The following is a 22,509-nucleotide window of genomic DNA, read 5'->3' on the forward strand; positions in this document are numbered from 1 at the left end:
GGGGGAGGATCATCGGGGTCCGCCGTACGGCGGATCCCGGTCACCCGCCGGGCTGGACCACCCCGTGTTCGTACGCGAAGATCACCGCCTGGACCCGGTCGCGCAGGCCGAGTTTGGTGAGTACCCGGCTGACGTGGGTCTTGACGGTGGCCTCGCCGAGACCGAGGGTGCCGGCGACCTCCGCGTTGCTGGCACCCCGGGCGACCAGGACCAGCACCTCGTGTTCCCGGGGGGTGAGCGCGGCCAGGGCCGCCCGGGCGTCTGCTCCGGTTCGGCCGGCGCCGGCCGGGCCGACCGACCGGGCGAAGGCGGTGATCACCGTCCGGGTGAGTTCCGGGGCGAGCAGCCCGTCGCCACGGGCGAGCACCCGCACGGCCTCGACGAGCTCCTCCGGGGTGCCGTTCTTGAGCAGGAAGCCACCGGCACCGGCCCGGAGCGCGGCGAAGAGGTAGTCCTCGCGGTTGAAGGTGGTCAGGATCAGCACCGCCGGACCGGGTCCGGCGCCGGCGGTGCCGGTGATCTGCCGGGTGGCCTCCAGGCCGTCCATGCCGGGCATCTCCACGTCCATCAACACGACGTCCGGCCGGGTTGCCCGGGTCAGGGCCACGGCCCGGTCGCCGTCGGCGGCCTCGCCGACCACCTCGATGTCGTCCTCCACCTCCAGGATGACCCGGAAGCCGGTACGTACCAGGTGGTGGTCGTCGGCGAGCAGCACCCGGATCGGCCGCCCACCCTCGGCACCGGCACCCACTGCGGGGCCGGTCACCGCGTCGGTCCCGTCGCGTCGGTGGCCAGCGGGAGGCGGGCCCGGACCCGCCATCCACCGCCGGTGCGGGGACCCACCTCCAGCACACCGTCGTGCGCGGCGACCCGCTCCCGCATGCCGATCAGCCCGAGCCCACGCTCACCTGAGGCGGGTCCGCCCCGGCCGTCGTCGGTCACGTCGATCTCCAGCTCGTGGTCCAGGTACCGGATCCGGACGTCGACCAGGGTGGCACCGGCGTGTTTCAGCGTGTTCGTGATGGCCTCCTGCACGATCCGGTACCCAGTCTGGGACATCGAGCCGGGCAGCGGCACCACGTCGCCGTACACCCCGACGCTGGCCTTCAGGCCGGCGTCCCGGGCCCGGCCGACCAGGTCCGGCACCCGGTCGATGTCGGCGCCGCCGGGGCGCCGGTCGTCCTCGTCGGTGTCGACGGCGCGCAGCAGGCCGAGCATCCGGCGCAGCTCGTCGACGGCGGTGCGGGCGGTCTGTTCGATCGCGGCCAGCGCGGTACGCGCCTTCTCCGGGTCCTTGTCGAACACCCGGCGGCAGGCGGCGGCCTGTACGCCCATCACCGAGACGTGGTGGGCCACCACGTCGTGCAGCTCGCGGGCGATCCGTACCCGCTCGCCGACGACCGCCCGTTCGTGTGCCTCGGCCTGTGAGCGGCGTAGCTGGTCGGCCTGGGCGCGCAGCTCGTGGTCGCGGCGGGCGGCCACCCAGGCGGTCTCCCCGAACAGGTAGGCGAAGCCGAAGAACAGGCCGTTGAGCAGCACCCCGTTGACCATCACCGCGAGCACCGGCGGCACCGGGCCGACCGCCAGGGAGAAGGCGTCCGGGCCCAGCTCCCGGAAGCCGACCAGCGCGTAGTACAGCCCCAGCCAGGCGAACATCGTGCCGATGACCCCGATGCGTAGCCGGCGGGCCAGCCGTCGGTCCTGACCCCAGGCGCCAAGGGTGTAGATGGCGGCGAAGAGCGCACCGCTGGTGATCTGGCTCTCCGGTGCCGCCCGGCCCTGCCCGGCGATGTAGGCGATCGAGATGACCAGGGTGGTCACCGCCGGCCAGCGTCGCCGCCAGATCAGTGGCAGGGTCGCCGCCAGCGCCCAGAAGACCTGCTCGGGTGCGGAGGGGCCGGGCCCCAGGATGAACATTCCGGCGCTGCGGGCCAGGGTGAGGCTGAACAACGCCAGCGCGGCGACGGCCAGCCCGATCCAGAGGTCGATGCGACGCTGTCGCGGGGTGGGACCGGGCCGCCGCCACTGGTGGTCGTTGGAGGTCTGCACACCGGAACGATGCCATCCCGGGTCGAGCGAGATGTACGCCACCTGCGTTCCCACCCGTCCTACGCTGGGTCGATCACCGCTGCCGGTACGTCTTCACCGCCTTGTCGGCGGTGTCCCAGACCATGATCGCCGCGATCGAGACGGCGGCCACCGTGCTCGCCGTCGCCAGGTTGTCGCCCTCGCGCAGCCACTCGAAGCGTTGCACCAGCGCCGGGTTGAGCAGGCGTTCGGTCAGCAGCAGCCAGATCGTGGGCACTCCGAAGGCCAGGTTGAGGGCGGCGGTGACCGCGACGAGTCGCCAGCTCCACCGCCCGATCCGGTACTTGACCAGCTCGAAGATGATGCTGGCGAGCAGGACGGCGGCGAGCACGGGCAGCCAGGAGTCCCAGAGCGCCGGGTCGAGCAGGGGGATGTTCTCCCCGTCGGCTGCGGTGACCGAGGAACGCAGGTGCTGCCAGGGCAGGAAGATGAGGGCGAAGAGCAGTCCGACGATCGCGGCGACCGTGTCGGGAAGCGAGATGCTCCGCTCGGCGGTGTCCTCCGGGAGCTGGTCGACGGTCCACTCCGGCAGTGCCCCGGCGGTGCCGGTGCGCTCCAGGATCGCGAAGGTCAGGGTGACCCAGAAGCAGATCTGGACCGCCACGCTCAGGGCGGTGGTGATGCCCGATCCGATCGCGCCCGCGCCCGCGCCGGTGGCCGCCTCGACCAGGGCGACCACCGTGCCGACGAGGGCCGGCACGAAGGTCAGCAGCACTCGGAGCAACCGCCGCCAGGCCAGGTAGACGGCGGGGCCGATGAGCTGCAGCCGCTGGTCGGCGTAGCGGGCGGCGAGGCGTTCCGGGTTGCCCAGCTCGGTGAGCACGTCCCGTTCGGCGGTGGCCGGGTCCTGGCCGGCGCCGGTCCGGTCCTCGACGGCGTCGGTGATGGCGGCGCGCAGCTCGGCGACGATTTCCTCCCGCCGCGCGGCGGGGGCGGCGCGCAGGGTGGCGGCGAGGTAGCGGTCGGTCAGGGAACTCAACGGTCCACTCCTTCGATCAGGCCGGTCACGGCGGTCTGGACGGCGGCCAGGTCGTCGAGGAGCCGGGTAAGCACCGACTCGCCCTGCTCGCTGGTCCGGTAGAACTTGCGCGGGCGGCTCTCGTCGGTGTTCCACTCGCTGGTCAGCAGGCCCTGCTCCTCCAGGCGGCGCAGCAGGGGATAGAGGGTGTTGGCGTCCACCGGGAATCCGTACGCCGCCAGGCGCTGCAGCAGCGCGTAGCCGTAGTCGGGGCGGCGCAGCGCGATCAGGCTCGCCACCACCACCGTGCCCCGACGTAACTCCTGCAGATGCGTCCGGAGGATGTCGTCATTGCCCATGCGTCACACCATAGTGTGTGGCACACAGCATTGTCCATCGCACATTACTGTCGATTGAGCGGCCTGTGCGCGTACCTGGGTCGTGTCACATTCCGAAAGTTTGCAGTCTCTGCACCTTCGCTCCTAGAGTGAGGGCATGACCTCCGACGGACCGCTCGGTCGGCGCGACCGCAAGAAGCGGCAGACCCGGGCCGCGCTGTCCGCCGCCGCGCTGCGCCTGGTCGCCGAGCGTGGGCTGGACCAGGTGACGGTGGAGGAGATCAGCGAAGCCGCCGACGTCTCCTCCCGGACGTTCTTCAACTACTTCGCGGCCAAGGACGAGGCGCTGGTGGGTGACAGCGAGGGCGACCGCGAGCGGGTCCTGCGCGCCCTGGCCGACGTGCCGGCACAGGTGCCCGCGCTGCGGGCGATCCGACTCGCCCTGACCGAGGTGATCGAGGACGTGGAGGGCGAGGCCGAGCTGTGGTTGCTGCGGATGCGGGTGGTGATGCAGCACCCGGTCCTGCTGGCCCGCCTGGTCTCCGGCAACGCCGCCACCGAGCAGGCCCTGGTGGCGGCGGTGGCCGCGCGCACCGGGCTGCCGCCCGAGGACACCTACCCCGCCCTGGTCACGGCGGTCACCGGTGCCGCACTGCGGATCGCGATGGTCCGCTGGGCCCACAGCGGCGGCGCCCGACCCCTGCCGGACCTGGTCGACGAGGCGTTCGCGGCGGTCGCCGCCGGCCTGCCCGACCCGCGTCACCCCGAACCGCACCAGCGGTGATCCCCGACAACCCTGTCCCGACAACCCTGTCCCGAACACCCGGCGCGACCGCGTCGGAGTGCGCACTGATCGTGTGAGGAATCGACGATGACCGCATCCGCCGTGCCGGTGGAGCCACTCAAGGTGGGTCCCGGCCGAATGTCCCAGCGAGAGGTGCTGCAGGCCCTCTCCGGTCTGATGGTGGGCCTGTTCGTGGCGATCCTCGCCTCGACGGTGGTGGCCAACGCGCTGCCGCGCATCATCGCCGACCTCAACGGCAGCCAGACCGTCTACACCTGGATCGTCACCACCGAGCTGCTGGCGATGACGGCCACCGTGCCGCTGTGGGGCAAGATGGCCGACCTCTACAGCAAGAAGCTGCTCATCCAGCTCTCGCTCGGCCTGTTCGTGCTCGGCTCGCTGATCGCCGGACTCACCCCCAACGTGGAGATCCTGCTGGTCAGCCGGGTCGTGCAGGGCATCGGCGCGGGCGGCATGACCGCCCTGGCGATGATCGTGATGGCGGCCATGATCCCGCCCCGGGAGCTGGGCCGGTACGCCGGCATCTTCGGCGCGGTCTTCGGCGTCGGCACCATCGCCGGCCCGCTGATCGGTGGGGTCCTGGTGGACACCTCCTGGCTGGGCTGGCGCTGGTGCTTCCTGATCGGCGTACCGTTCAGCATCGTCTCCATCGCGTTGCTGCAGCGCACCCTGCACCTGCCGGTGGTCCGCCGCAAGGCGAAGATCGACTGGTGGGGCGCGGCGCTGATCACCGCGGGCGTCTCCACCCTGCTGGTCTGGTCCTCGTTGGCCGGACACCGCTTCGCCTGGGCCTCGGGCTGGACCGCGCTGATGGTCGTCGGCGGCCTGGTGCTGCTGGCACTGGCGGTGTGGGTCGAGTCGAAGGTCGCCGAGCCGATCATCCCGCTCAAGATCTTCCGCAGTCGCACCGTCACCCTGACCACCGTGGCCAGCGTCCTGGTCGGCGTCGCGCTCTTCGGCGGCACGGTCTTCCTGTCGCAGTACTTCCAGACCTCGCTGGGTAAGTCGCCCACCGTCGCCGGGCTGATGAGCCTGCCGATGATTCTCGGCCTGCTGGTCTCCTCGACCGTCGCCGGTCAGCTCATCACCAAGTTCGGCCGGTGGAAGATCTACCTGGTGGCCGGCGCGGCCGTGATGACCGTCGGCATGCTGTTGCTGAGCACCATCGACGCCGAGACCGGCGTACCGCTGCTCTCGCTCTACATGGTGGTGCTCGGCACCGGCGTGGGCATGCTGATGCAGAACCTGGTCCTCGCCGCGCAGAACGACGTGCCCGCCCACGAGTTGGGCGCGGCGACCTCGGTGCTGACCTTCTTCCGCAGCATGGGCGGCGCGATCGGGGTGAGCGCCCTCGGCGCGGTGCTGGCCAACCGGGTGACCGGCCTGATGACCGAGCAGCTCGGCCCGGCCGCCGGGGCCGCCGGGGGCGGCACCACCGAGGTGCCCGACCTCTCCGCGCTGCCCGCCCCGGTCCTGGCGGTGGTCCGCGACGCGTACGCCACGGCCACCTCGGAGCTGTTCCTGATCGGCGCACCGATCGCCTTCCTCGCCCTGGTCGCGGTGGTCTTCATCCGGGAGAAGCCGCTGCACGAGGTAAGCGGCGACGAGCGGGCCCAGCAGGAGGCGTCGTCACCCGTGACCTTCGTCCACTGATCGAGTTTTATAGCGATATGGGGTTTTTGTTACCTTAAGTCCGTTTAGTCTCGGGTCGATGTGACCCCTCCCGACCGTCGGGAGGCGAGACGGACAAGAGGCGACAGCGTGAAACTGGGAAGACGAATCGCATCGGTGGCGACAGTGGTCGTCGCGGGCACGGGATTCGCGGGCTTCGTCGCTCTGGCGACCGGCGGTCCCGCCGTGGCGGCACCGGGTGACGCGAGCGCGCGGGGCGTGGTGGTCGATCTCTCCGCCAGCGTCCTCGGGACGACTGTCATCAGCGCCAACGCGACCATCGGCAGCGCCACGGCTCCGCCCGGTGGGGGCACCGATACCACCACCGGCCTGGCCGTGACGATCCCCGGAGCCGTCGGGGTGACCGCCAGCGGCACCGTGGTGGAGGTCAGCGCCACCCGGGGTCCGACCGCATCGTCGGCCAACGCCGACATCGCCGCGCTGGCCCTCGGCGTGCTGGGGGTGCCGGTGGTCGACGCGGAGCTGATCACCGCCGCGGTGAACTGCCCGCAGGTAGGCACCCTCACCGCCGACACCACCGTCGTCGGACTGAACCTGTTCGGCACGCCCGTCGTGCTGGTGCCGAACACCCCGGGGGTGACCGCGAGCGCCGCGGTGACCGTCCCCGGGCTGACCGAGGCCAGCCTGACCGTCACCCTGACCAGCGTCGAGGCGGTCACCGCCGACACCGCCGCCGCCGTCGCCGTGCAGGCCAGCATCCAGCTGACCGGGACGATCGTCGGGGGTCAGGTCCTGGACATCCCGGTCGGTACGGTGATCCTGGCCGAGGCGGCGTGCGAGCGGCCGTTGGCGCCGACCTCGCCGACCGCCACCCCGACCCAGCCCACGGCCTCGCCGACGGTCACCCCGACCGCCTCGCCGACCCAGCCCACGGCCTCCCCGACGGTGTCGCCCACGGTCTCGCCGACGCAGCCGACGGTCTCCCCGACGGTCTCGCCGACCTACCCGCACCCGACCAGGCATCCGCACCTGCCGGTGACCGGCGACAGTGCCTCCGGTCTGTTCTGGACCCTCGGAGTCGGCACCGGGATGGTCCTGGCCGGCGTCACCGTCCTGACCATCATCCGCCGACGCCGATCCATCGAGACGTGACGGCCAGCGGTCGACCCTGAGTCGACCTGAGTGGGCCCCGGGCGAACCGCCCGGGGCCCACCGCGCCGTTCAGGTGCTGTCGCGGTGCCGGCGGGCCCACCCGACGAACCGCCGGAACAACTCCGCCGGCGCGGCACAGACCCGGCACCGCCAGGTCGGCCGGGCCGCCACGTGCCGCCGCAACACCGCCACCGACACCCCCGTGTCCGTCGCTCGCCGCACCCCGGTCACCGTGCCCGGCCGCGCCGAGGCCCGCCGCCGACCAGCCGGATCGCCGTCCGCAGGAGACTCCGACCGGGTACGCCGGACGGCTCGACCGGCACCGGAAGGTGCCGGTCCGGGCAGCCGCTCCACCGCAGCCCCCGCAGACGCAGCAGCACGGTGCCACGGCGGCAACTCGGCAGATACCTGCGCGAGCTGCGGGAGAACGCGTACGTGACGGTGACGGCGGCGGCCAAGGCCCTGGAGTGGTCCGGCCCCCGGATCTGGCGGTACGAGAGCGGCCAGGTGCCGATGCACCCCAACGACAACGACATCGACGCGATGTGCCGGCTCTACGGGGCCGACCCGGAGACCACCGAGCGGCTGCGCGCCCTGGCCGGGGAGACCCGGGCCAAGGGCTGGTGGCACAGCTACGACAACGTGATCAAGGACTGGTTCCGCCTGTACGTCGGCCTCGAAGCCGCCGCCAGCGTGATCCGGCAGTACGAGGTCAGTGTGATTCCGGGTCTGCTCCAGACGGTCGAGTACATGACCGAGGTGATCGCCACCGATCATCCGACGATGAGTGAGCAGGACCGAGCGGGCCGGGTGGACGTGCGCCTACGCCGGCAGCGGTTGTTGGCCGTGTGGTGCCGGTGGCACCGCGCCTTGAGGTGATCCTGAACGAGGCGGCGCTCCGTCGGCCACTGCGGGACCTGAACGCCATGGCCCGGCAGTTGGACGCCCTGGTAGTCACCGGACGGCAGCACAACGTCCAACTCCGGGTGCTGCCGCTCGCCGCCGGACTGCCTCGTTGGTCGGCCGCGCCGCCGTTCGTACTGTTCGACTTCCCTGCGGAGAACGTCCGGGCGCAGGAACCGTCGACGGTGTACATGGACGGTCCCTGTGGGGCGGTCTACCTGGACCGGCCGCACGAGATCGAGACCTACGAGGACATCTGGCGCGGGCTGGTCGAGCGGGTGTTGGATGAGGACGAGTCCGGTGAGTTGATCACGGCTCTGGCGAAGGAGCGGAGCGTACCCGGGCGATGCCGGCGGCGACGGCGGTGAAGCCGGTGGCGGCGGCGCGGGCGGCGGTCTCCTGGGCCTGGTGGTCGGCGGCGGCGGTGAGGCTCTGCGCCCGTTCGACGCCGGTCAGCAGGGTACGCAGTTCGCCGGTGATCTCTTCGACAGAGGACATGATCGGGCACCTCGCACGGGTGAGGGATGGGTGCGAGGGTCGAAACTACCCCCGTTGCGAAACCACTTTCACGTTCGGCTGTCCCCGGCGGACAGCGGGCCGCGGCGGCACCGCGGCCGGCGCCGCCCGGCGTGCTGCCACCGCCGAACGGGAGCGGCTGCACGCCCTGGCCGTCCGAATGCATGCTCGCCGGTCGTACCTAACACGGCCTGATGCCGAACTCGCCCCGAGGTGTCGCCCTCGACCTGCCTTCCGGTGCTGTGACGGAGTGTGGCTCCACAGGTCACCTTCTGTCAGATCCTCTGAGCGAACTCTGAGGTTTCAGGCGCCCCATGGTGGGGTGCGCCAGCCTACTGTTATCCATCGATGTTCGGCGATTGTTCGCCGCCGCTTCGGACCCTGTTCACCGGTCAGAGCCGCATGGGCGCCTGGAGGAGCCGTTATGTCACGTTTGGTGCTGGTCGGGATAAACCTGATCGCTGTGAGCCTGCTCGTCTTCGGGATGTACCTACCCCGGCACCGGCGGCGGGATCTCGTGGTGGCCTACCTCGGGGTCAACGTGGGTGTTTTCGCCGTCGCCACCTCGCTGAGCAACAGCACGGTCGGCGCCGGCCTCGGGTTGGGACTGTTCGGTGTGCTGTCGATCATTCGCCTGCGCTCCACCGAGTTGGACCAGCACGAGGTCGCGTACTACTTCTCCGCGCTCGCCCTGGGCATCCTCGGCCCACTTGCCGGTACCTCGCTCTGGGTGGTCGCCGCGCTGACCGGGCTGATCCTGGCGGTGATGTACATCGGGGACCATCCCCGCATGCTGCGCCGACATCGGCGACATCTGCTGGTGCTCGACACCGCCTTCACCGATCCGATCGCCCTCACCGCGCACCTGGAACAGTTGCTTGGCGCGCGGGTCTACGCCGCCAACGTCGAACGGCTCGATCTGGTCAACGACACCACGGTCGTCGACGTGCGGTACTCGCAGCCAGCCTCGGCCGCGACTGCCCGACGCGCCGTCGAGGTCGGAGCCGGTCGATGATCGCGATATCGAGCTGTACGGGTGCCCTGACCGGTTTTCTGCCGATAGGTCTCGCGGAGCTGACGGAACGGGCGGCGCTGCAGACCCGGGTCGACCGCAAGTATCTGGTACCCCTCGCCGAGGTGCCGAGGCTACTTACCGCACTGCAGCCGGTCGGCCAGGTACTGACGATCGACGGTCTGCGGACCTTCCGCTACGAGTCTGTCTACTTCGACACTCCCGACCTGGTCAGCTTTCGACTCACCGCGCACCGACGCCGCCGCCGGTTCAAGGTCAGGACGCGGACCTACCTCGACTCCGGCCACTGCTGGTTGGAGGTGAAGACCGAGGGCGTTCGTGGCGGCACGGTCAAGGAACGGGTCCCGTACCGTCGCGACGACAGCACCGTGCTGTCTCCCGGGCGGTCCTTCGTCGACGGGGTGCTCGGCCCCGTCACGGACGGGCGGGCCCTGACGTTCGCACCGACACTTGTCACCCGGTACCTACGCACCACGCTCTACCTGCCCACGGGCGGGAGCCGGGCGACCGTCGACGTGGGGCTGTCCTGGGAGGACGAGTCCGGCCGTCGACTGGACCTGCCCGACCTCGCGATCGTGGAGACGAAGACCGCCTCCGCCGTTTCCCCCGTCGACCGGCTGCTCTGGCGTAACGGCCACCGTCCGGTGGCGGTCTCCAAGTACGCCACGGGTCTGGCCGCACTCCACCCCGATCTGCCCGCCGCCCGGTGGCGGCGCATTCTCCGGCGACACTTCGTGCCCACCGCGGGTGCCACGCAGCTGGGTGAGCTGTTCGATCGGCCGGCGGAGCAGTCGCGACTCCCACTCGGCTGACGGATCGACCGTCAGCTCACGACAGACAGGATGGACAGATGAGACTCTCCCCGAGACCGGGCCCCGACGGCGGACGCCGTGCTCCGGCCCGGACTGCCGGCCGCGCGGGCCTGGCGATCGTCGCCGCGACCGCGACTGCCCTCTGGGCCGGCGTCCCGCAGGCGGTAGCTGCCGGTCCCGCCGACGTGGGACTGCTCGCGGCCGGTCCCGCCGCTGCCCAGGCCATGGCCGCCAACCAGGCGGACCACGACGATCCCGCTGATCACAACTGGAACAGCGGATCCGTCGTGCCCGTGACGCTGACCGGCGGCTCCGCCACCTCCGCTGGCCCCGGCATCAGCGTCAGCGGCGCGGTGGTCACGGTGACCACGGCAGGCACCTACCAGTTCACCGGCACGCTCACCAACGGTCGGATCGTGGTGAACGCGACCGGGACGGGGATGGTCCGACTGATCCTGGCCGGCGTCACGGTGAACAACTCCACCGGGGCCGCGCTGCAGGTCGATGCCGCTGGTGAGGTGATGGTGGTCCTGGCCGCAGGTACCACCAACCGGCTCAGCGACGCCAGTAGCTACGTCTACCCCGACCCGACGGTGGACGAGCCCAACGCGGCCCTGTTCAGCAAGGCCAATCTGACGATCGCCGGCACCGGCACGCTGGACGTGCGGGGCAACGCATACGACGGAATCGCCAGCAAGGACGGCCTGGTGGTCACCGGTGGGACGATCGTCGTGAACGCTCTCGACGACGGCATCCGAGGCAAGGACTACCTGCTGGTCGAGGGTGGCACGGTCACCGTCACCGCCGGCGGGGACGGGCTCAAGTCCGATGAGGACGGCACCGCCGCGGCAGGCTACGTCGCCGTCGCCAACGGGACCGTGACGGTGACCGCGAGCGGGGACGGCGTCGACGCGGCCAGCGACGTGGTCGTCTGGGGCGGTGTGCTCGGAGTGCGGGCCGGCGGCGGCAGCAGCGTCCCGGTCGGCAGCTCCTCCACCAAGGGAATCAAGGCCGGAACGCTGCTCGTGGTCAGTGAGGGGCGGGTCACCGTCGACTCCTCCGACGACGGGGTCCACTCGGACGGGGCGTTGACCGTTGACGGCGGCACCGTGACGGTGGCCACCGGTGACGACGGCCTCAAGGCCGGCTCGACCCTGACCGTCGCCGCCGGTTCGGTCACCGTCAGCCGTTCGTACGAGGCACTGGAGGCGTTGAAGGTGTCGGTGACCGGGGGAACGGTCAACGTGACCGCCACCGACGACGCGGTCAACGCGGTGGAGGAGGGCCTCAACGAGTTCGTGATCGCCCCGAACGCGTGGATCCGGATCTCGGGCGGCACGCTGGTGGCCAGCGGTGGCACCGACGGGCTGGACTCGAACGGCACCTTCACCCTGTCAGGTGGCACGGTGGTGGTGAGCGGGTCACCCACCCGGGGCGGTGGCGAAGGCGGCCTGGACTCCAACGGCGCCGCCACCTTCACGGGCGGCACGATGCTCTCCTCCGGGCTCAGCGCCTCCACCGTCACCCTGCCGACGAGCGGCCAGGGCTGGGTGTCGGTGCGGTTCAGCGCCGTGCAGGCGGTCGGCACCATCGTGCACCTGGCCACCACCTCCGGTACGCAGCTTGCGACCTTCCGGGCCGAGAAGCGGTTCCAGGAGGTCGTCCTCACCAGCAACCAGATCACCCGGGGCGCCAGCTACCGGGTCTACACCGGCGGCAGCGTCTCGGGTACGGCGGTCGGTGGCGGAACGTACCTCGGCGGCACCCTCTCCGGGACGCTGCACTCCACGGTGGTCGCCGGTCAACGTACCGGTGGTGGGCCGCGCCCCTGACCAGCGCAGAGGGCAGTAGCCCCGGGTAGCCGCCTTCGGGATCCAGGGCCTCCTCCTCGGGGGCCCTGGACGACCCTTGCGCCCAGGTGGTCGGCGGACCGCGGTGCCCGTCGTCATGGACTCATCGGTCTCCCCGCTCCACCACCCGTAGGGTGTAGCCGGCTCCGCGCACGGTCTGGATCAGGGCGGGGCCGAGCCCGTCCAGCTTGCGGCGTAGCGAGTGGACGTAGGACTCGACGATCCGGCCGTTGCCGCCGAAGTCGTATCGCCAGACGTGGTTGAGGATCTGCGCCTTGCTGACCACCGACTCGGCGTGCACCAGCAGGTACCGCAGCAGGCGGAACTCGGTGGGGGAGAGCGCCACGAGCCGGTTGCCTCGGCGTACCTCGTGGGTGCTCTCGTCCAGTTCGAGGTCGGCGTAGGCGAGCAGTCGGGAGCCCGCGACGGACGACAGGTCCGGGCGGCTGCGGGTCAGGATGGCCCGGATCCGCAGGATCACCTCCGCCAGGTTGAACGGCTTGGCCACGTAGTCGTCGGCACCGAGGGCCAGCCCGGTGATCCGGTCCTCGACGCTGGCGCGGGCGCTGAGGAAGAGCACCGGCACCTGCCGCCCGGTCGCCCAGAGCAGGTGCGCCACCTCGAAACCATCCAGGTCGGGCAGGACCACGTCGAGTACGACCAGATGCGGATCGAACTCCTCCGCCGCCGTCAGCGCTGCCCGTCCGGTGCTCACCACCCGCGTCTCGTACGCGACCATCCGGAGGGTGGAGGCGAGCAGAGCAGCGATGCCCGGCTCGTTGTCGACCACCAGGATGCGGGCGGCCAGGGCCCGGTCCGGCGGTGCCGGCGATCGACCATTCAAGCAATGAGCATCGATATGCATGAGGTGTGCCTACGGGAGCCTCCTGTGTGTCAGCTGTGCGTGAGCTGTCAACCGCGTGGCGACCGGAGGCGGTCGGCAGGCCTGGCCATGGGGGAAGCTGCGGTCGACCGGCCGCCTCCGGGAGCAGTCGGAGGCGGTCGGGCCGCGGTAGACCCGGCGAAGGCCTACCGGACGTGGATCAGCAGGGTGTGCCCTGGCGGAAGCTCCGCTCGACGAAGGAGGCCGGGCCGACCTGGAAGTAGCCGACGCCCGGCCGGATCGGGTGGCCGGTGAACAGCTCGACCCGGGGGCCGTACCGAACCAGGTAGGCCGTGGCGGTGCCGGCGTCGTTGCTGATCAGTGCGCCGCGGGTGCCGTAGGTCTGCGCCAGGTCGGCGAAGGAGTCACCGACCCCCGCCCCGGCGGGTGAGTGGGGCGGGTTGGTGGCGGTGCCGATCGCCACCAGGCGGCCGGCGCGGAAGGTGAGCAGGATCTTGCCGGCCCAGCTGCCGGTCACCCCGGCGATCACCACGTCGTCGCAGCCGCCGGGTGCGGTCGAGTCGATCAGGCCGGCGGCGGACAACGTGGTCAGGCTGGCGTCGATGCGGAACGGGCCGGCGCCGCCGACGCTGAGGATCTGGGTCTGCTCGGCCCGTACCCCGGCGGGTGGGCCGGCCTGGGCCGGTGCGGGAGCGCCGACCGGGACGGCCAGGAGGCCGACGGCGGCCAGGACGGCGACGGCGACGCGGGCGGTGGGACGCGTCATGGTGATCACCTCCGGTGATCGGAGAAACCGCCGGCCCGGCCGGACCGGCGGTGGGAGGACGGTGTCCCCGCAGGCTAGACGCGCTGCGTCCGGAGCGGTCCCACAGAGTCCGAGATCGGACCGACCGACCATCACCGTCGATGTCATGCCGTCCGGTGTGGTCTCAGACGGCGAACCGGTCCACCCGGGACCGGGCCCGGCGTACCGCGACGACCAGCCACATCCCGGCCGCGAGGGTGAGCGCGCCGAGCAGTGCGACGAGCACCGGCAGCCGGTCCGACAGGGTGGCGGGCAGACCCCAGGAGCCGTTCTCGTCGGGGAAGGTGATCTCACCGGTGAACTCGCGGTGGATCCGTCCGCTCTCCAGCCGGAGCCGGGCCTGCCAGGGGCCGTTGGGTAGCTGCCGGTCCAGTCGCACCTCGGCGTGTGCGGTGCCGCCGGGGGCGACGGTGGTGCCGACGGTGACACCGAACGGCCCGGCGGAGAGTCCACCCGGTCCGTCGGAGAGCCACAGCCTGCCGGAGAGGTCCAGGGCCCGTTCCCCGGTGTTGCGCACCGTGGCCCGGACGATCGGCAACCCCTCCTCGGTACGCCCCGGAACGAGCTTGTCGATCTCGAAGTCCGACGGCGGGTCACCGCCGGGGCCGACGTCGAGGTAGAGCCGGATGCCCGTCCGGTTGATCTTCTGCACGTTGCCGTGCTCCGGGTCGGGCGCCGCGCTGGCGACCGAGGCCCAGATCACCCCGTAGCGTTCGCCGCGCGGCGCCGAGGGCGGGATCTTCACCGTCGCGCGCAGCGTGGTGGTGCTGTGCGGTGGCGCGACGAAAGCGGGCTGGTCGATCCGGACCCACTCGGGCAACTCGTTGACCTGCGGGTCGGTCGACGGCACGAACTTGTTGTCCCGGATCTCGGCGGTGCCTACCGACATGGTGATCCGCTGGGGTCGAGGGGAGGTGTTGGTCACCGCGAAGCGTCGGGTCATCTCGGTGCCGGGCTTCATGTGGTCCACGATGTACACCTTGGCGCGCGGGTCGTCGTGCCGGTCGGCCGACGCCTCCAACAACTGGATGCCGATGCTGCCGTCCGACTTCCCCTGCTTGTCACCGGTGTCCCGGTCGCCTTCGGCGGCGACCGGGACACCGGTGACGGCGAGGAACAGCAGGACGACGAGCGACACCAGGGGCGTACGCCATCGCGACTGTTTCGCCGGGATCATCGATCAGGCGACCGTGTGGGTGATCGTGCCGGTGAACGTGCCGGCGATGGCGGTGATGGGGATGGCGACGGTAAGCAACGGGTCCCAGGTCGCCGAGTTGTTCCCCGTCTCGGTGGCCACCACGGTGTGGCTGAACGCGGTGACGGGAGCCGTCAGGGCGTCTCCGTCCGGCGGGGGCGGCGGGCTGCAGGTGCCCGGCTGGCCCGGGACGAAGGTGCCGCTGCCCTCGGTCGCGGTGGCGTCGCCCGAGCAGTAGTAGACGGCGCTGGCCGGGATGCTCGTACCCGGGTCGGCGCCGGTGCCGGTGATGAAGCTGGTGCTGCTGACCGTGGCGGTCCAGCTCGGGGTGGCGCTGGCCCGCAGGTCGTCGACGGTCACCGCGCCGAGCTGGCCGTACGCGTAGCCGCCGGGCGCGCCGTTGTTGGTCAGCGCCACGGGGCCGTCCGGCACGGTGATCTGCAACGCCCCCGCGGTGACGTCGAAGGTGACCGTCGTGTCACACTCGATGGTCTCCAGACAGGTGCCCGCGTACGCGGGCGTCGCGGTGAGCACCCCGGCCACCATCACTGCGGCCGTGCCGATGAGTGCCATCGACGTGAGTCGTCTCTTCACTGGCTTGTACCTCCTGGGTCGGTGATCGCTGCCGGCTCAGACTAGGAATCACGTAGGCGTTAAGCCCTTTTTGTCCGGTTTAGTCACACCACTGGGTGAATATCCAGGTCGTAGTGCTTGCCGCGGGCCCGACCGGATGACTGAAGGTGACGTCCGGGCAGCAGTCCGCGTGGCTCGTCGCCGGCCGCCAGTCGATCTCGGTAGGGTGGGCCGTCGGCCTTGACCAACCCATGATCACGATCCGGGGGGACGCCACGCATGGGCGATTCGTTCGCGCATCTGCACGTGCACACCGAGTACTCGATGCTCGACGGGGCGGCCCGGCTCAAGGACCTCTTCGCCGAGGCCAAGCGGCTGGGCATGCCGGCGGTGGCGATCACCGACCACGGCAACATGCACGGCGCGAACGACTTCTACAAGCAGGCCATGGCCGCCGGGGTCAAGCCGATCCTGGGCGTCGAGGCGTACGTCGCGCCGGAGTCGCGCTACCACAAGAAACGGGTCAAGTGGGGCCGGCCGGAGCAGAAGAGCGACGACGTCTCCGGTAACGGCGCGATCACCCACATGACCATGTGGGCGGCGGACAAGGCCGGCCTGCAGAACCTGTTCACCCTCAACTCGCGCGCCTCCATGGAGGGCCACTACGTCAAGTGGCCCCGGATGGACATGGAGTTGATCGCCGAGCACGCCCAGGGGATCATCGCCACCACCGGCTGCCCGTCGGGGGCGGTGCAGACCCGGCTGCGGCTGGGCCAGTTCGACGAGGCGCTCAAGGTGGCCTCGGCGTACCAGGACATCTTCGGCAAGGAGAACTACTTCCTGGAGATCATGGACCACGGTCTCGACATCGAGCGCCGGGTCCGTGAGGGGCTCACCGAGATCGGCCAGAAGCTCGGCATCCCGCCGGTGGTCACCAACGACTCGCACTACACCCACGAGGCCCAGGCCACCGCGCACGACGTGCTGCTCTGCGTGCAGACCGGCAGCAACATCGACGACCCGAACCGGTTCCGCTTCGAGGGCGGCGGCTACTTCGTCAAGTCCGCCGACCAGATGCGCGCGGTGGACAACTCCGAGCTGTGGCAGGACGGCTGCCGCAACACCCTGCTGGTGGCCGAGAAGGTCGACCCGGCCGGGATGTTCGAGTTCCACAACCTGATGCCCCGGTTCCCGGTGCCCGAGGGGGAGACCGAGGAGTCCTGGTTCCGCAAGGAGACCTTCAAGGGGCTCGGTCGGCGTTACCCCGGCGGCATCCCCGAGGGGCACGTCGTGCAGGCCGAGTACGAGCTGGGCGTCATCAACCAGATGGGGTTCCCGTCGTACTTCCTCGTGGTCGCCGACTTCATCCAGTGGGCCAAGAGCCAGGGCATCGCGGTCGGTCCCGGGCGGGGCTCGGCGGCCGGCTCGCTGGTCGCGTACGCCCTGGGCATCACCGACCTGGACCCGATCCCGCACGGGCTGATCTTCGAGCGGTTCCTCAACCCCGAGCGGGTCTCGATGCCGGATGTCGACATCGACTTCGACGAGCGTCGGCGCGGTGAGGTGATCAAGTACGTCACCGACAAGTGGGGTGAGGACAAGGTCGCCCAGATCGCCACCTTCGGCACGATCAAGGCCAAGGCCGCGATCAAGGACTCGGCCCGGGTGCTCGGCTACCCGTACGCGGTAGGCGACCGGATCACCAAGGCGATGCCCCCGGCGGTGATGGGCAAGGACATCCCGCTGGAAGGGATCTTCGACACCAAGCACCCCCGGTACGCCGAGGCCGGTGAGATCCGCGGCATGTACGAGGCCGAGCAGGACGTCAAGAAGGTGATCGACACCGCCCGGGGCATCGAGGGGCTGATCCGGCAGACCGGTGTGCACGCCGCCGGCGTGATCATGTCCGCCGAGCCGATCATCGAGCACATCCCGCTGATGCGCCGGGACTCCGACGGGGTGATCATCACCCAGTTCGACTACCCGACGTGTGAGTCGCTCGGGCTGTTGAAGATGGACTTCCTCGGCCTGCGCAACCTGACCATCATCGACGACGCGGTGAAGAACATCGGCCTCAACCACGGCCGGGAGCTGGACCTGCTCGCCCTGCCGCTGGACGACAAGCCCGCCTACGAGCTGCTGGCCCGGGGCGACACGCTCGGCGTGTTCCAGCTCGACGGCGGGCCGATGCGGTCGCTGCTGCGGATGATGAAGCCGGACAACTTCGAGGACATCTCCGCCGTCCTGGCGCTCTACCGGCCCGGCCCGATGGGCGTGGACTCGCACACCAACTACGCGCTGCGCAAGAACGGCCTCCAGGAGATCACCCCGATCCACCCGGAGCTGGAGGAGCCGCTGCGGGAGATCCTCGCCCCCACCTACGGCCTGATCGTCTACCAGGAGCAGGTGCAGCGCGCCGCGCAGATCCTCGCCGGGTACACCCTCGGCCAGGCCGACCTGCTGCGCCGGGCGATGGGCAAGAAGAAGAAGGAGATCCTGGACAAGGAGTTCATCCCGTTCCGGGACGGCTGCCGGGAACACGGCTACTCCGACGAGGCCATCCAGAAGGTCTGGGACGTGCTGGTCCCGTTCGCCGGGTACGCCTTCAACAAGGCGCACTCGGCGGCGTACGGGCTGGTGTCGTACTGGACGGCGTACCTGAAGGCGCACTACCCGGCCGAGTACATGGCGGCGCTGCTGACCTCCGTCGGTGACGACAAGGACAAGATGGCGCTGTACCTGTCGGAGTGCCGGCGGATGCGCATCCAGGTGCTGCCGCCGGACGTGAACACCTCCGCCGGGCCGTTCACCCCGGTCGGCAAGGAGATCCGCTTCGGCCTCGGCGCGGTGCGCAACGTCGGCGCGAACGTGGTCGCCGCGATCATGCGGTGCCGCGAGGAGAAGGGCGAGTACGCCGACTTCTACGACTTCCTGAGCAAGGTCGACGCGGTGGTCTGCAACAAGAAGACGATCGAATCGCTCATCAAGGCCGGCGCGTTCGACGTGCTGGGGCACCCGCGCAAGGGGCTGCTCGCGGTGCACGCCGACGCGATCGACGCGTACGCCGACGTCAAGCGCAAGGAGGCGGTCGGCCAGTACGACCTCTTCGGCGCCGGCTTCGGCGACGCCGACGCCGGCGCGGGAACCAGCAGCACCACGGTGATGCCGATCATCGGCGACAGCGAGTGGGACAAGCGGGACAAGCTCGCCTTCGAACGCGAGATGCTCGGCCTCTACGTCTCCGACCACCCGCTGTTCGGCCTGGAACGGGTGCTCGGCGCGGCGGCCGACACCACCATCGCCGCGCTCAGCGAGGAGGGCGTGGTGCCCGACGGCGCGGTGGTCACCCTGGCCGGCATCCTCTCCGGGGTGCAGCGCCGGGTCACCAAGCAGGGCCGGGCCTGGGCCTCGGCCACCCTGGAGGACCTGGCCGGCGGGGTGGAGGCGCTGTTCTTCCCCAACACCTACGAGGTGATCGGCCAGTACATCGCCGAGGACGCGATCGTGGTGGTCAAGGGGCGGGTGGACCGCCGGGACGACACGCCCCGGATCATGGCGATGGACATGTCGATGCCGGACGTGACCAGCAACCCGGCCAACAAGCCGGTCACCCTCACCATCCCGGTGCACAGGTGCACGCCGCCGCTGGTGGAACGGCTCAAGGAGACCCTGGTGCTGCACCCCGGCGACACCGAGGTGCACGTCAAGCTGCTCAACGGCGGTCGGACCACCACCCTGCGGCTCGGGCCGTTCCGGGTCGCGGCCACCACCGCGCTGATGGGTGACCTGAAGAGCGTGCTCGGCCCGGCCGCCGTGAGCTGAGCGGACGTCGGCCGGGCCGGCCGGCGGCCCGTCCGGTCCGGCGGTGGCCCGGGGTGCAGCGGCCACCACCTGCCGATTGGCGCTCCCCGGTGGGTCCGCGCCTGACTAGCGTCAGCGGCATGGAGTTGGCGAAGGCACAGCAGTTGTGGCGACCCGAACCGGGTTGGCTGGACACGGCCAGCTACGGGTTGCCGCCCGAACCGGCCTGGACGGCCCTGCAGGAGGCGCTGGCCGACTGGCGGGTGGGCCGGGTCTCCTGGCGGGGCTGGGGGGAGTCGACCCAACGGGCCCGGGTCGCCTTCGCCGACCTGGTCGGGGCACCCGCCGAGGACGTGACGACCGGCGCCACCGTGTCGCAGATGCTGGCCCCGATCGCCGCCGCGCTGCCCGCCGGGGCCACCGTCCTGGTCCCCGAGCAGGAGTTCACCTCCAACCTCTTCCCGTGGCTGGTGCAGGCCGAGCGCGGGGTGCGGGTGCGTACCGTCGACGCCGGCCGGCTCGCCGAGGAGATCGACGCCGACACCTACCTGGTCGCGTTCAGCCTGGTGCAGTCCGCCGACGGCAGCGTGGCCGACCTCGACCGGATCGTGGCCGCCGCCCGGGCGTACGACGCGTGGGTGGTGGTGGACGCCACGCAGGCCTGTGGCTGGCTGCCGTTCGACGCGACCCGGGCCGACGCGGTGGTGGTCGGGGGGTACAAGTGGCTGATGGCGCCGCGCGGGGTCGGCTTCGGCTACCTGGCCCCCGAGCTGCGCGAGCGGCTGCGACCCGACGCCGCGGGCTGGTTCGCCGGGCCGGACCCGCACGACTCCTACTACGGGCCGCCGCTGCGGCTGGCCGACGACGCCCGGCGCTTCGACATCTCCCCGGCCTGGTTCAGCCTGGTCGGCGCGGCCCCCGCCCTGGAGCTGCTGGCCGAGGTCGGCATCCCGGCCGTGCGGGAGCACAACGTGGCACTGGCCAACCGGTTCCGCGCCGGACTGGGCCGCCCGGCGGGGGACAGCGCGATCGTCACCGTCGACGTGCCCGGCGCCGAGCAGCGGCTGGCCCGCGCCGGGGTCCGGGCGGCGGTCCGGGCCGGCCGGGTCCGGGCCTCGTTCCACCTCTACAGCACCCCGGACGACGTGGACCTGGCCCTGACCGCCCTGCTCGACTGACGGCCACCCCGCCACCCGCGCGCGGGGCGGGCGGCACCGCGGGCCGGGCGCATCCAAAAACGGGAGTACGAGCGAACTCCCGGGTAGTGATCGCCTACCCGGGGGGACGTCGTGCGGACCGATCCGATGCCAGCCGACCTGGTCGAGACGGCCCACAAGCGGCTCTGGGCAGCCGCCGAGGACCTGGACCCCAACCGGATCGCCGGCATCGTCGGTGAGCTGGCCGAGGAGTCCGGGGTGGCACCGCTCTGGGATCAGGTGTGCGTGCCGGTGCTGGGGGCGCTGTCCGGCTGGGCGGCCAGCGAGATCGCCGTCGAACACGCCCTCTCCGAGGGGGTACGCGTCGGTCTGGACGTGCACCGGCGACTGTCCCGACGGCCGTACCCGCCCGACGGGGTGCTGCTGGCCGGTGCCGAACAGGAGCTGCACTGCCTCGGGTTGCACGCGCTCGCCGCGGCCCTGCGGGAACAGGGACGGGGTTGTCTGCTGCTCGGCCCGGCGCTGCCCTGGGTGGCGCTGGCCGGCGCGGTGCAGCGGGCCCGCCCGCACACCGTGGTGGTCTGGTCGCAGACACCGGTGACCGGCCGGGCGTACCGGCTGATCCGCTTCGCCCGGGAGTTTCCGTCGGTGCGGGTGCTGGCCGCCGGACCGGGCTGGATCGAGGCGCTGCCCGCCCCGATCACCCTGCTGAGCGGCCTGGTCCCCGCCGTCCGGGCCTGCTGAGCGGCCTGGTCCCCGCCGTCCGGGCCTGCTGAGCGGCCTGGTCCCCGCCGTCCGGGCCTGCTGAGCCCCGGGCGGGCGGGCGCGTCGACCCCGGGGGCGACCAGCCGCGGTACGCCCCGACGGCGGCCCGCCGGTCCCAGCCGACGGCCGCCACCTCGTAGCCTGTCGATCGTGGACAGGCGAGCGGTGGTGGTCGGTGGGGGTATCGGTGGGCTGGCGGCGGCGATCGGTCTGCGGCGGGCCGGTTGGCAGGTGACCGTTCTGGAGCGCGCCACCGGACTGCCGGTGACCGGCACCGGCCTCGGCATCTGGCCCGCCGCGCTGCGCGCTCTCGGTGCGCTCGGCGTGGGGGAGCAGGCGCGTCGGCGGGGACGACCGCAGCTCGGCGGGGAGTTCCGTCGCCCCGACGGCAGCCGGATCGCCAGCATGGACATGCGCAAGCTGATCCGCCGGTACGGCGAGACCGTGCACCTGATCACCCGACCGGCGCTGCTCGCCGTGCTCGCCGAGGCGCTGCCCGACGGTGTCGTCCGGTTCGGCACCCCGGTGACCGACCTCGCCGGGCTCACCGACCGATACGACCTGGTGGTCGGTGCCGACGGGCTGCGCAGCGTGGTCCGGGCCGGGCTGTACGGCGACCGGTACCCGCTGCGGCACACCGGCACCGTGGCCTGGCGTGGGGTGGCCCCGGTGGAGGTCGCCGTGGGCGGCGAGACCTGGGGGCGGGGCACGAAGTTCGGCGTCACCCCCGAAGGACCGGGCCGGACCAACTGGTACGCGGTGCGCACCGCCCCGCCCGGCTGGCGACCCGCCGCCGGTGACCTCGCCGAACTGCGCCGGCTCTTCGGCGACTGGCACGACCCGGTGCCCCGGCTGCTGGACGCGATGACCCCGGACGAGGTGCTCCGGCACGACGTGCACGACCTCACCCCGCTGCCGAGTTACGTCGGTGGCCGGGTCGCGCTGCTCGGCGACGCCGCCCACGCCATGACCCCCGACCTGGGGCAGGGCGCCTGCCAGGCGCTGATCGACGCGGTGTCACTGGCCGAGTGCCTCGGTGCCGGCGTGGAGGTGGCCGCCGGCCTGCGGGCGTACGACCAGAGCCGGCGACCACCGACGCAGCGGATGGCGGTGCTGGCGAGGCGGGCCGGTCGGCTCGGTCAGGTCCGGCACGCCACCCGGCTGCGCGACGGTCTGCTGCGGCTGGCCCTGGCCGCCGGCCCGCCCGGCTGACCCGCCCGCCGCGACCGGTCCGGTGCTCGGCGCGTCCGGTTCGGCCCCGTTCGGCCTGGCCGAGCCCGAA

General features: G+C 71.4%; 20 protein-coding genes and 1 pseudogene. 11 read left to right on the forward strand and 10 right to left on the reverse strand.

The features are described 5' to 3' along the window. Positions 1-40: 40 nt before the first annotated feature. The 4 genes from GA0070617_RS11910 to GA0070617_RS11925 form a co-directional block, all read right to left on the reverse strand. Positions 41-751 (reverse strand): response regulator, encoded by a 711-nt coding sequence (locus tag GA0070617_RS11910; protein ID WP_229688328.1) that lies wholly within the window; start codon positions 749-751, stop codon positions 41-43. 11 nt (positions 752-762) lie between these two features. Next, the gene (locus GA0070617_RS11915) at positions 763-2,049 is read right to left on the reverse strand and encodes a sensor histidine kinase (protein ID WP_373868345.1); all 1,287 of its coding nucleotides are present in this window, start codon (positions 2,047-2,049) and stop codon (positions 763-765) included. A 73-nt stretch (positions 2,050-2,122) separates the two neighbouring features. After that, on the reverse strand, positions 2,123-3,067 hold the full coding sequence (locus tag GA0070617_RS11920; protein ID WP_091436493.1) for a permease prefix domain 1-containing protein: 945 nt from the start codon (positions 3,065-3,067) through the stop codon (positions 2,123-2,125). Further along, entirely contained in the window at positions 3,064-3,405 is a 342-nt protein-coding gene (locus GA0070617_RS11925) for a PadR family transcriptional regulator (RefSeq protein WP_091436495.1), read from the reverse strand. Before GA0070617_RS11925 ends, GA0070617_RS11920 begins: the two co-directional genes overlap by 4 nt. Before the next feature lie 136 nt (positions 3,406-3,541). Here GA0070617_RS11925 and GA0070617_RS11930 point away from each other — a divergent pair, with 136 nt between their 5' ends. From GA0070617_RS11930 to GA0070617_RS31030, 3 genes are all read left to right on the forward strand, one after another. Further along, positions 3,542-4,168 (forward strand): acyl-CoA-like ligand-binding transcription factor, encoded by a 627-nt coding sequence (locus GA0070617_RS11930; RefSeq protein WP_091436497.1) that lies wholly within the window; start codon positions 3,542-3,544, stop codon positions 4,166-4,168. A gap of 87 nt (positions 4,169-4,255) precedes the next feature. Continuing rightward, positions 4,256-5,842 (forward strand): MDR family MFS transporter, encoded by a 1,587-nt coding sequence (locus tag GA0070617_RS11935; protein ID WP_091436499.1) that lies wholly within the window; start codon positions 4,256-4,258, stop codon positions 5,840-5,842. A gap of 135 nt (positions 5,843-5,977) precedes the next feature. Then, the gene (locus GA0070617_RS31030) at positions 5,978-6,973 is read left to right on the forward strand and encodes a hypothetical protein (RefSeq protein WP_139135637.1); all 996 of its coding nucleotides are present in this window, start codon (positions 5,978-5,980) and stop codon (positions 6,971-6,973) included. 69 nt (positions 6,974-7,042) lie between these two features. On the opposite strand, the gene GA0070617_RS30525 is transcribed toward GA0070617_RS31030, so the two are convergent. Continuing rightward, complete coding sequence (locus tag GA0070617_RS30525) at positions 7,043-7,195, reverse strand: hypothetical protein (protein WP_175440504.1); 153 nt, start codon at positions 7,193-7,195, stop codon at positions 7,043-7,045. 219 nt (positions 7,196-7,414) lie between these two features. Here GA0070617_RS30525 and GA0070617_RS11945 point away from each other — a divergent pair. After that, positions 7,415-8,244 (forward strand): annotated as a pseudogene (locus GA0070617_RS11945) (helix-turn-helix domain-containing protein). On the opposite strand, the gene GA0070617_RS11950 reads toward GA0070617_RS11945, so the two are convergent. Continuing rightward, positions 8,186-8,374: a hypothetical protein gene (locus GA0070617_RS11950; protein WP_091436503.1), complete on the reverse strand. Its 189-nt coding sequence runs from the start codon at positions 8,372-8,374 to the stop codon at positions 8,186-8,188. The pseudogene GA0070617_RS11945 and the gene GA0070617_RS11950 sit on opposite strands and share 59 nt — an antisense overlap. Before the next feature lie 442 nt (positions 8,375-8,816). Here GA0070617_RS11950 and GA0070617_RS11955 point away from each other — a divergent pair, with 442 nt between their 5' ends. Genes GA0070617_RS11955 through GA0070617_RS11965 form a run of 3 tightly spaced genes read left to right on the forward strand, consistent with a single transcriptional unit; the run spans position 8,817 to position 12,069 of the window. Beyond that, positions 8,817-9,407 carry a DUF4956 domain-containing protein gene (locus GA0070617_RS11955; RefSeq protein ID WP_091436505.1) on the forward strand — a complete coding sequence of 197 codons (591 nt, stop codon included), beginning with the start codon at positions 8,817-8,819 and terminating at the stop codon, positions 9,405-9,407. After that, positions 9,404-10,237, forward strand: coding sequence for a polyphosphate polymerase domain-containing protein (locus GA0070617_RS11960; protein WP_091436508.1), 834 nt, complete (start codon positions 9,404-9,406; stop codon positions 10,235-10,237). The genes GA0070617_RS11955 and GA0070617_RS11960 overlap by 4 nt, the downstream gene beginning before the upstream one ends. Before the next feature lie 38 nt (positions 10,238-10,275). After that, complete coding sequence (locus tag GA0070617_RS11965) at positions 10,276-12,069, forward strand: carbohydrate-binding domain-containing protein (protein WP_091436510.1); 1,794 nt, start codon at positions 10,276-10,278, stop codon at positions 12,067-12,069. Between the two features lie 121 nt (positions 12,070-12,190). On the opposite strand, the gene GA0070617_RS11970 is transcribed toward GA0070617_RS11965, so the two are convergent. The 4 genes from GA0070617_RS11970 to GA0070617_RS11985 form a co-directional block, all read right to left on the reverse strand. Then, positions 12,191-12,931: a response regulator transcription factor gene (locus GA0070617_RS11970; protein ID WP_268239676.1), complete on the reverse strand. Its 741-nt coding sequence runs from the start codon at positions 12,929-12,931 to the stop codon at positions 12,191-12,193. A 199-nt stretch (positions 12,932-13,130) separates the two neighbouring features. Beyond that, positions 13,131-13,697: a hypothetical protein gene (locus GA0070617_RS11975; protein ID WP_091446282.1), complete on the reverse strand. Its 567-nt coding sequence runs from the start codon at positions 13,695-13,697 to the stop codon at positions 13,131-13,133. A gap of 163 nt (positions 13,698-13,860) precedes the next feature. After that, positions 13,861-14,913, reverse strand: coding sequence for a hypothetical protein (locus GA0070617_RS11980; RefSeq protein ID WP_139135638.1), 1,053 nt, complete (start codon positions 14,911-14,913; stop codon positions 13,861-13,863). Positions 14,914-14,916: 3 nt separating this feature from the next. Beyond that, the gene (locus GA0070617_RS11985; protein WP_217628788.1) at positions 14,917-15,525 is read right to left on the reverse strand and encodes a hypothetical protein; all 609 of its coding nucleotides are present in this window, start codon (positions 15,523-15,525) and stop codon (positions 14,917-14,919) included. A gap of 258 nt (positions 15,526-15,783) precedes the next feature. On the opposite strand from GA0070617_RS11985, the gene dnaE reads away from it, so the two are divergent. From dnaE to GA0070617_RS12005, 4 genes are all read left to right on the forward strand, one after another. Then, the gene (gene dnaE, locus GA0070617_RS11990) at positions 15,784-19,326 is read left to right on the forward strand and encodes a DNA polymerase III subunit alpha (protein WP_091436520.1); all 3,543 of its coding nucleotides are present in this window, start codon (positions 15,784-15,786) and stop codon (positions 19,324-19,326) included. A gap of 119 nt (positions 19,327-19,445) precedes the next feature. Continuing rightward, on the forward strand, positions 19,446-20,483 hold the full coding sequence (locus GA0070617_RS11995) for an aminotransferase class V-fold PLP-dependent enzyme (protein ID WP_091436522.1): 1,038 nt from the start codon (positions 19,446-19,448) through the stop codon (positions 20,481-20,483). A 126-nt stretch (positions 20,484-20,609) separates the two neighbouring features. Next, positions 20,610-21,206 carry a transcriptional regulator gene (locus tag GA0070617_RS12000; RefSeq protein WP_091446285.1) on the forward strand — a complete coding sequence of 199 codons (597 nt, stop codon included), beginning with the start codon at positions 20,610-20,612 and terminating at the stop codon, positions 21,204-21,206. Between the two features lie 171 nt (positions 21,207-21,377). Further along, entirely contained in the window at positions 21,378-22,439 is a 1,062-nt protein-coding gene (locus GA0070617_RS12005; protein ID WP_091436523.1) for an FAD-dependent monooxygenase, read from the forward strand. The last annotated feature ends 70 nt before the right edge of the window (positions 22,440-22,509 follow it).

The organism is Micromonospora yangpuensis, assembly GCF_900091615.1.
Lineage (GTDB): Bacteria > Actinomycetota > Actinomycetes > Mycobacteriales > Micromonosporaceae > Micromonospora > Micromonospora yangpuensis.

Excerpts from the sequence above, each read along its gene's own strand:
- GA0070617_RS11975 (WP_091446282.1), bottom strand. The coding sequence starts at position 13,697 with ATGACGCGTCCCACCGCCCGCGTCGCCGTCGCCGTCCTGGCCGCCGTC.
- GA0070617_RS12000 (WP_091446285.1), top strand. The coding sequence starts at position 20,610 with ATGCCAGCCGACCTGGTCGAGACGGCCCACAAGCGGCTCTGGGCAGCC.
- GA0070617_RS11950 (WP_091436503.1), bottom strand. The coding sequence starts at position 8,374 with ATGTCCTCTGTCGAAGAGATCACCGGCGAACTGCGTACCCTGCTGACC.
- GA0070617_RS11995 (WP_091436522.1), top strand. The coding sequence starts at position 19,446 with ATGGAGTTGGCGAAGGCACAGCAGTTGTGGCGACCCGAACCGGGTTGG.
- GA0070617_RS11935 (WP_091436499.1), top strand. The coding sequence starts at position 4,256 with ATGACCGCATCCGCCGTGCCGGTGGAGCCACTCAAGGTGGGTCCCGGC.
- GA0070617_RS11925 (WP_091436495.1), bottom strand. The coding sequence starts at position 3,405 with ATGGGCAATGACGACATCCTCCGGACGCATCTGCAGGAGTTACGTCGG.
- GA0070617_RS11965 (WP_091436510.1), top strand. The coding sequence starts at position 10,276 with ATGAGACTCTCCCCGAGACCGGGCCCCGACGGCGGACGCCGTGCTCCG.
- GA0070617_RS11930 (WP_091436497.1), top strand. The coding sequence starts at position 3,542 with ATGACCTCCGACGGACCGCTCGGTCGGCGCGACCGCAAGAAGCGGCAG.
- GA0070617_RS11955 (WP_091436505.1), top strand. The coding sequence starts at position 8,817 with ATGTCACGTTTGGTGCTGGTCGGGATAAACCTGATCGCTGTGAGCCTG.
- dnaE (WP_091436520.1), top strand. The coding sequence starts at position 15,784 with ATGGGCGATTCGTTCGCGCATCTGCACGTGCACACCGAGTACTCGATG.
- GA0070617_RS11980 (WP_139135638.1), bottom strand. The coding sequence starts at position 14,913 with ATGATCCCGGCGAAACAGTCGCGATGGCGTACGCCCCTGGTGTCGCTC.
- GA0070617_RS11960 (WP_091436508.1), top strand. The coding sequence starts at position 9,404 with ATGATCGCGATATCGAGCTGTACGGGTGCCCTGACCGGTTTTCTGCCG.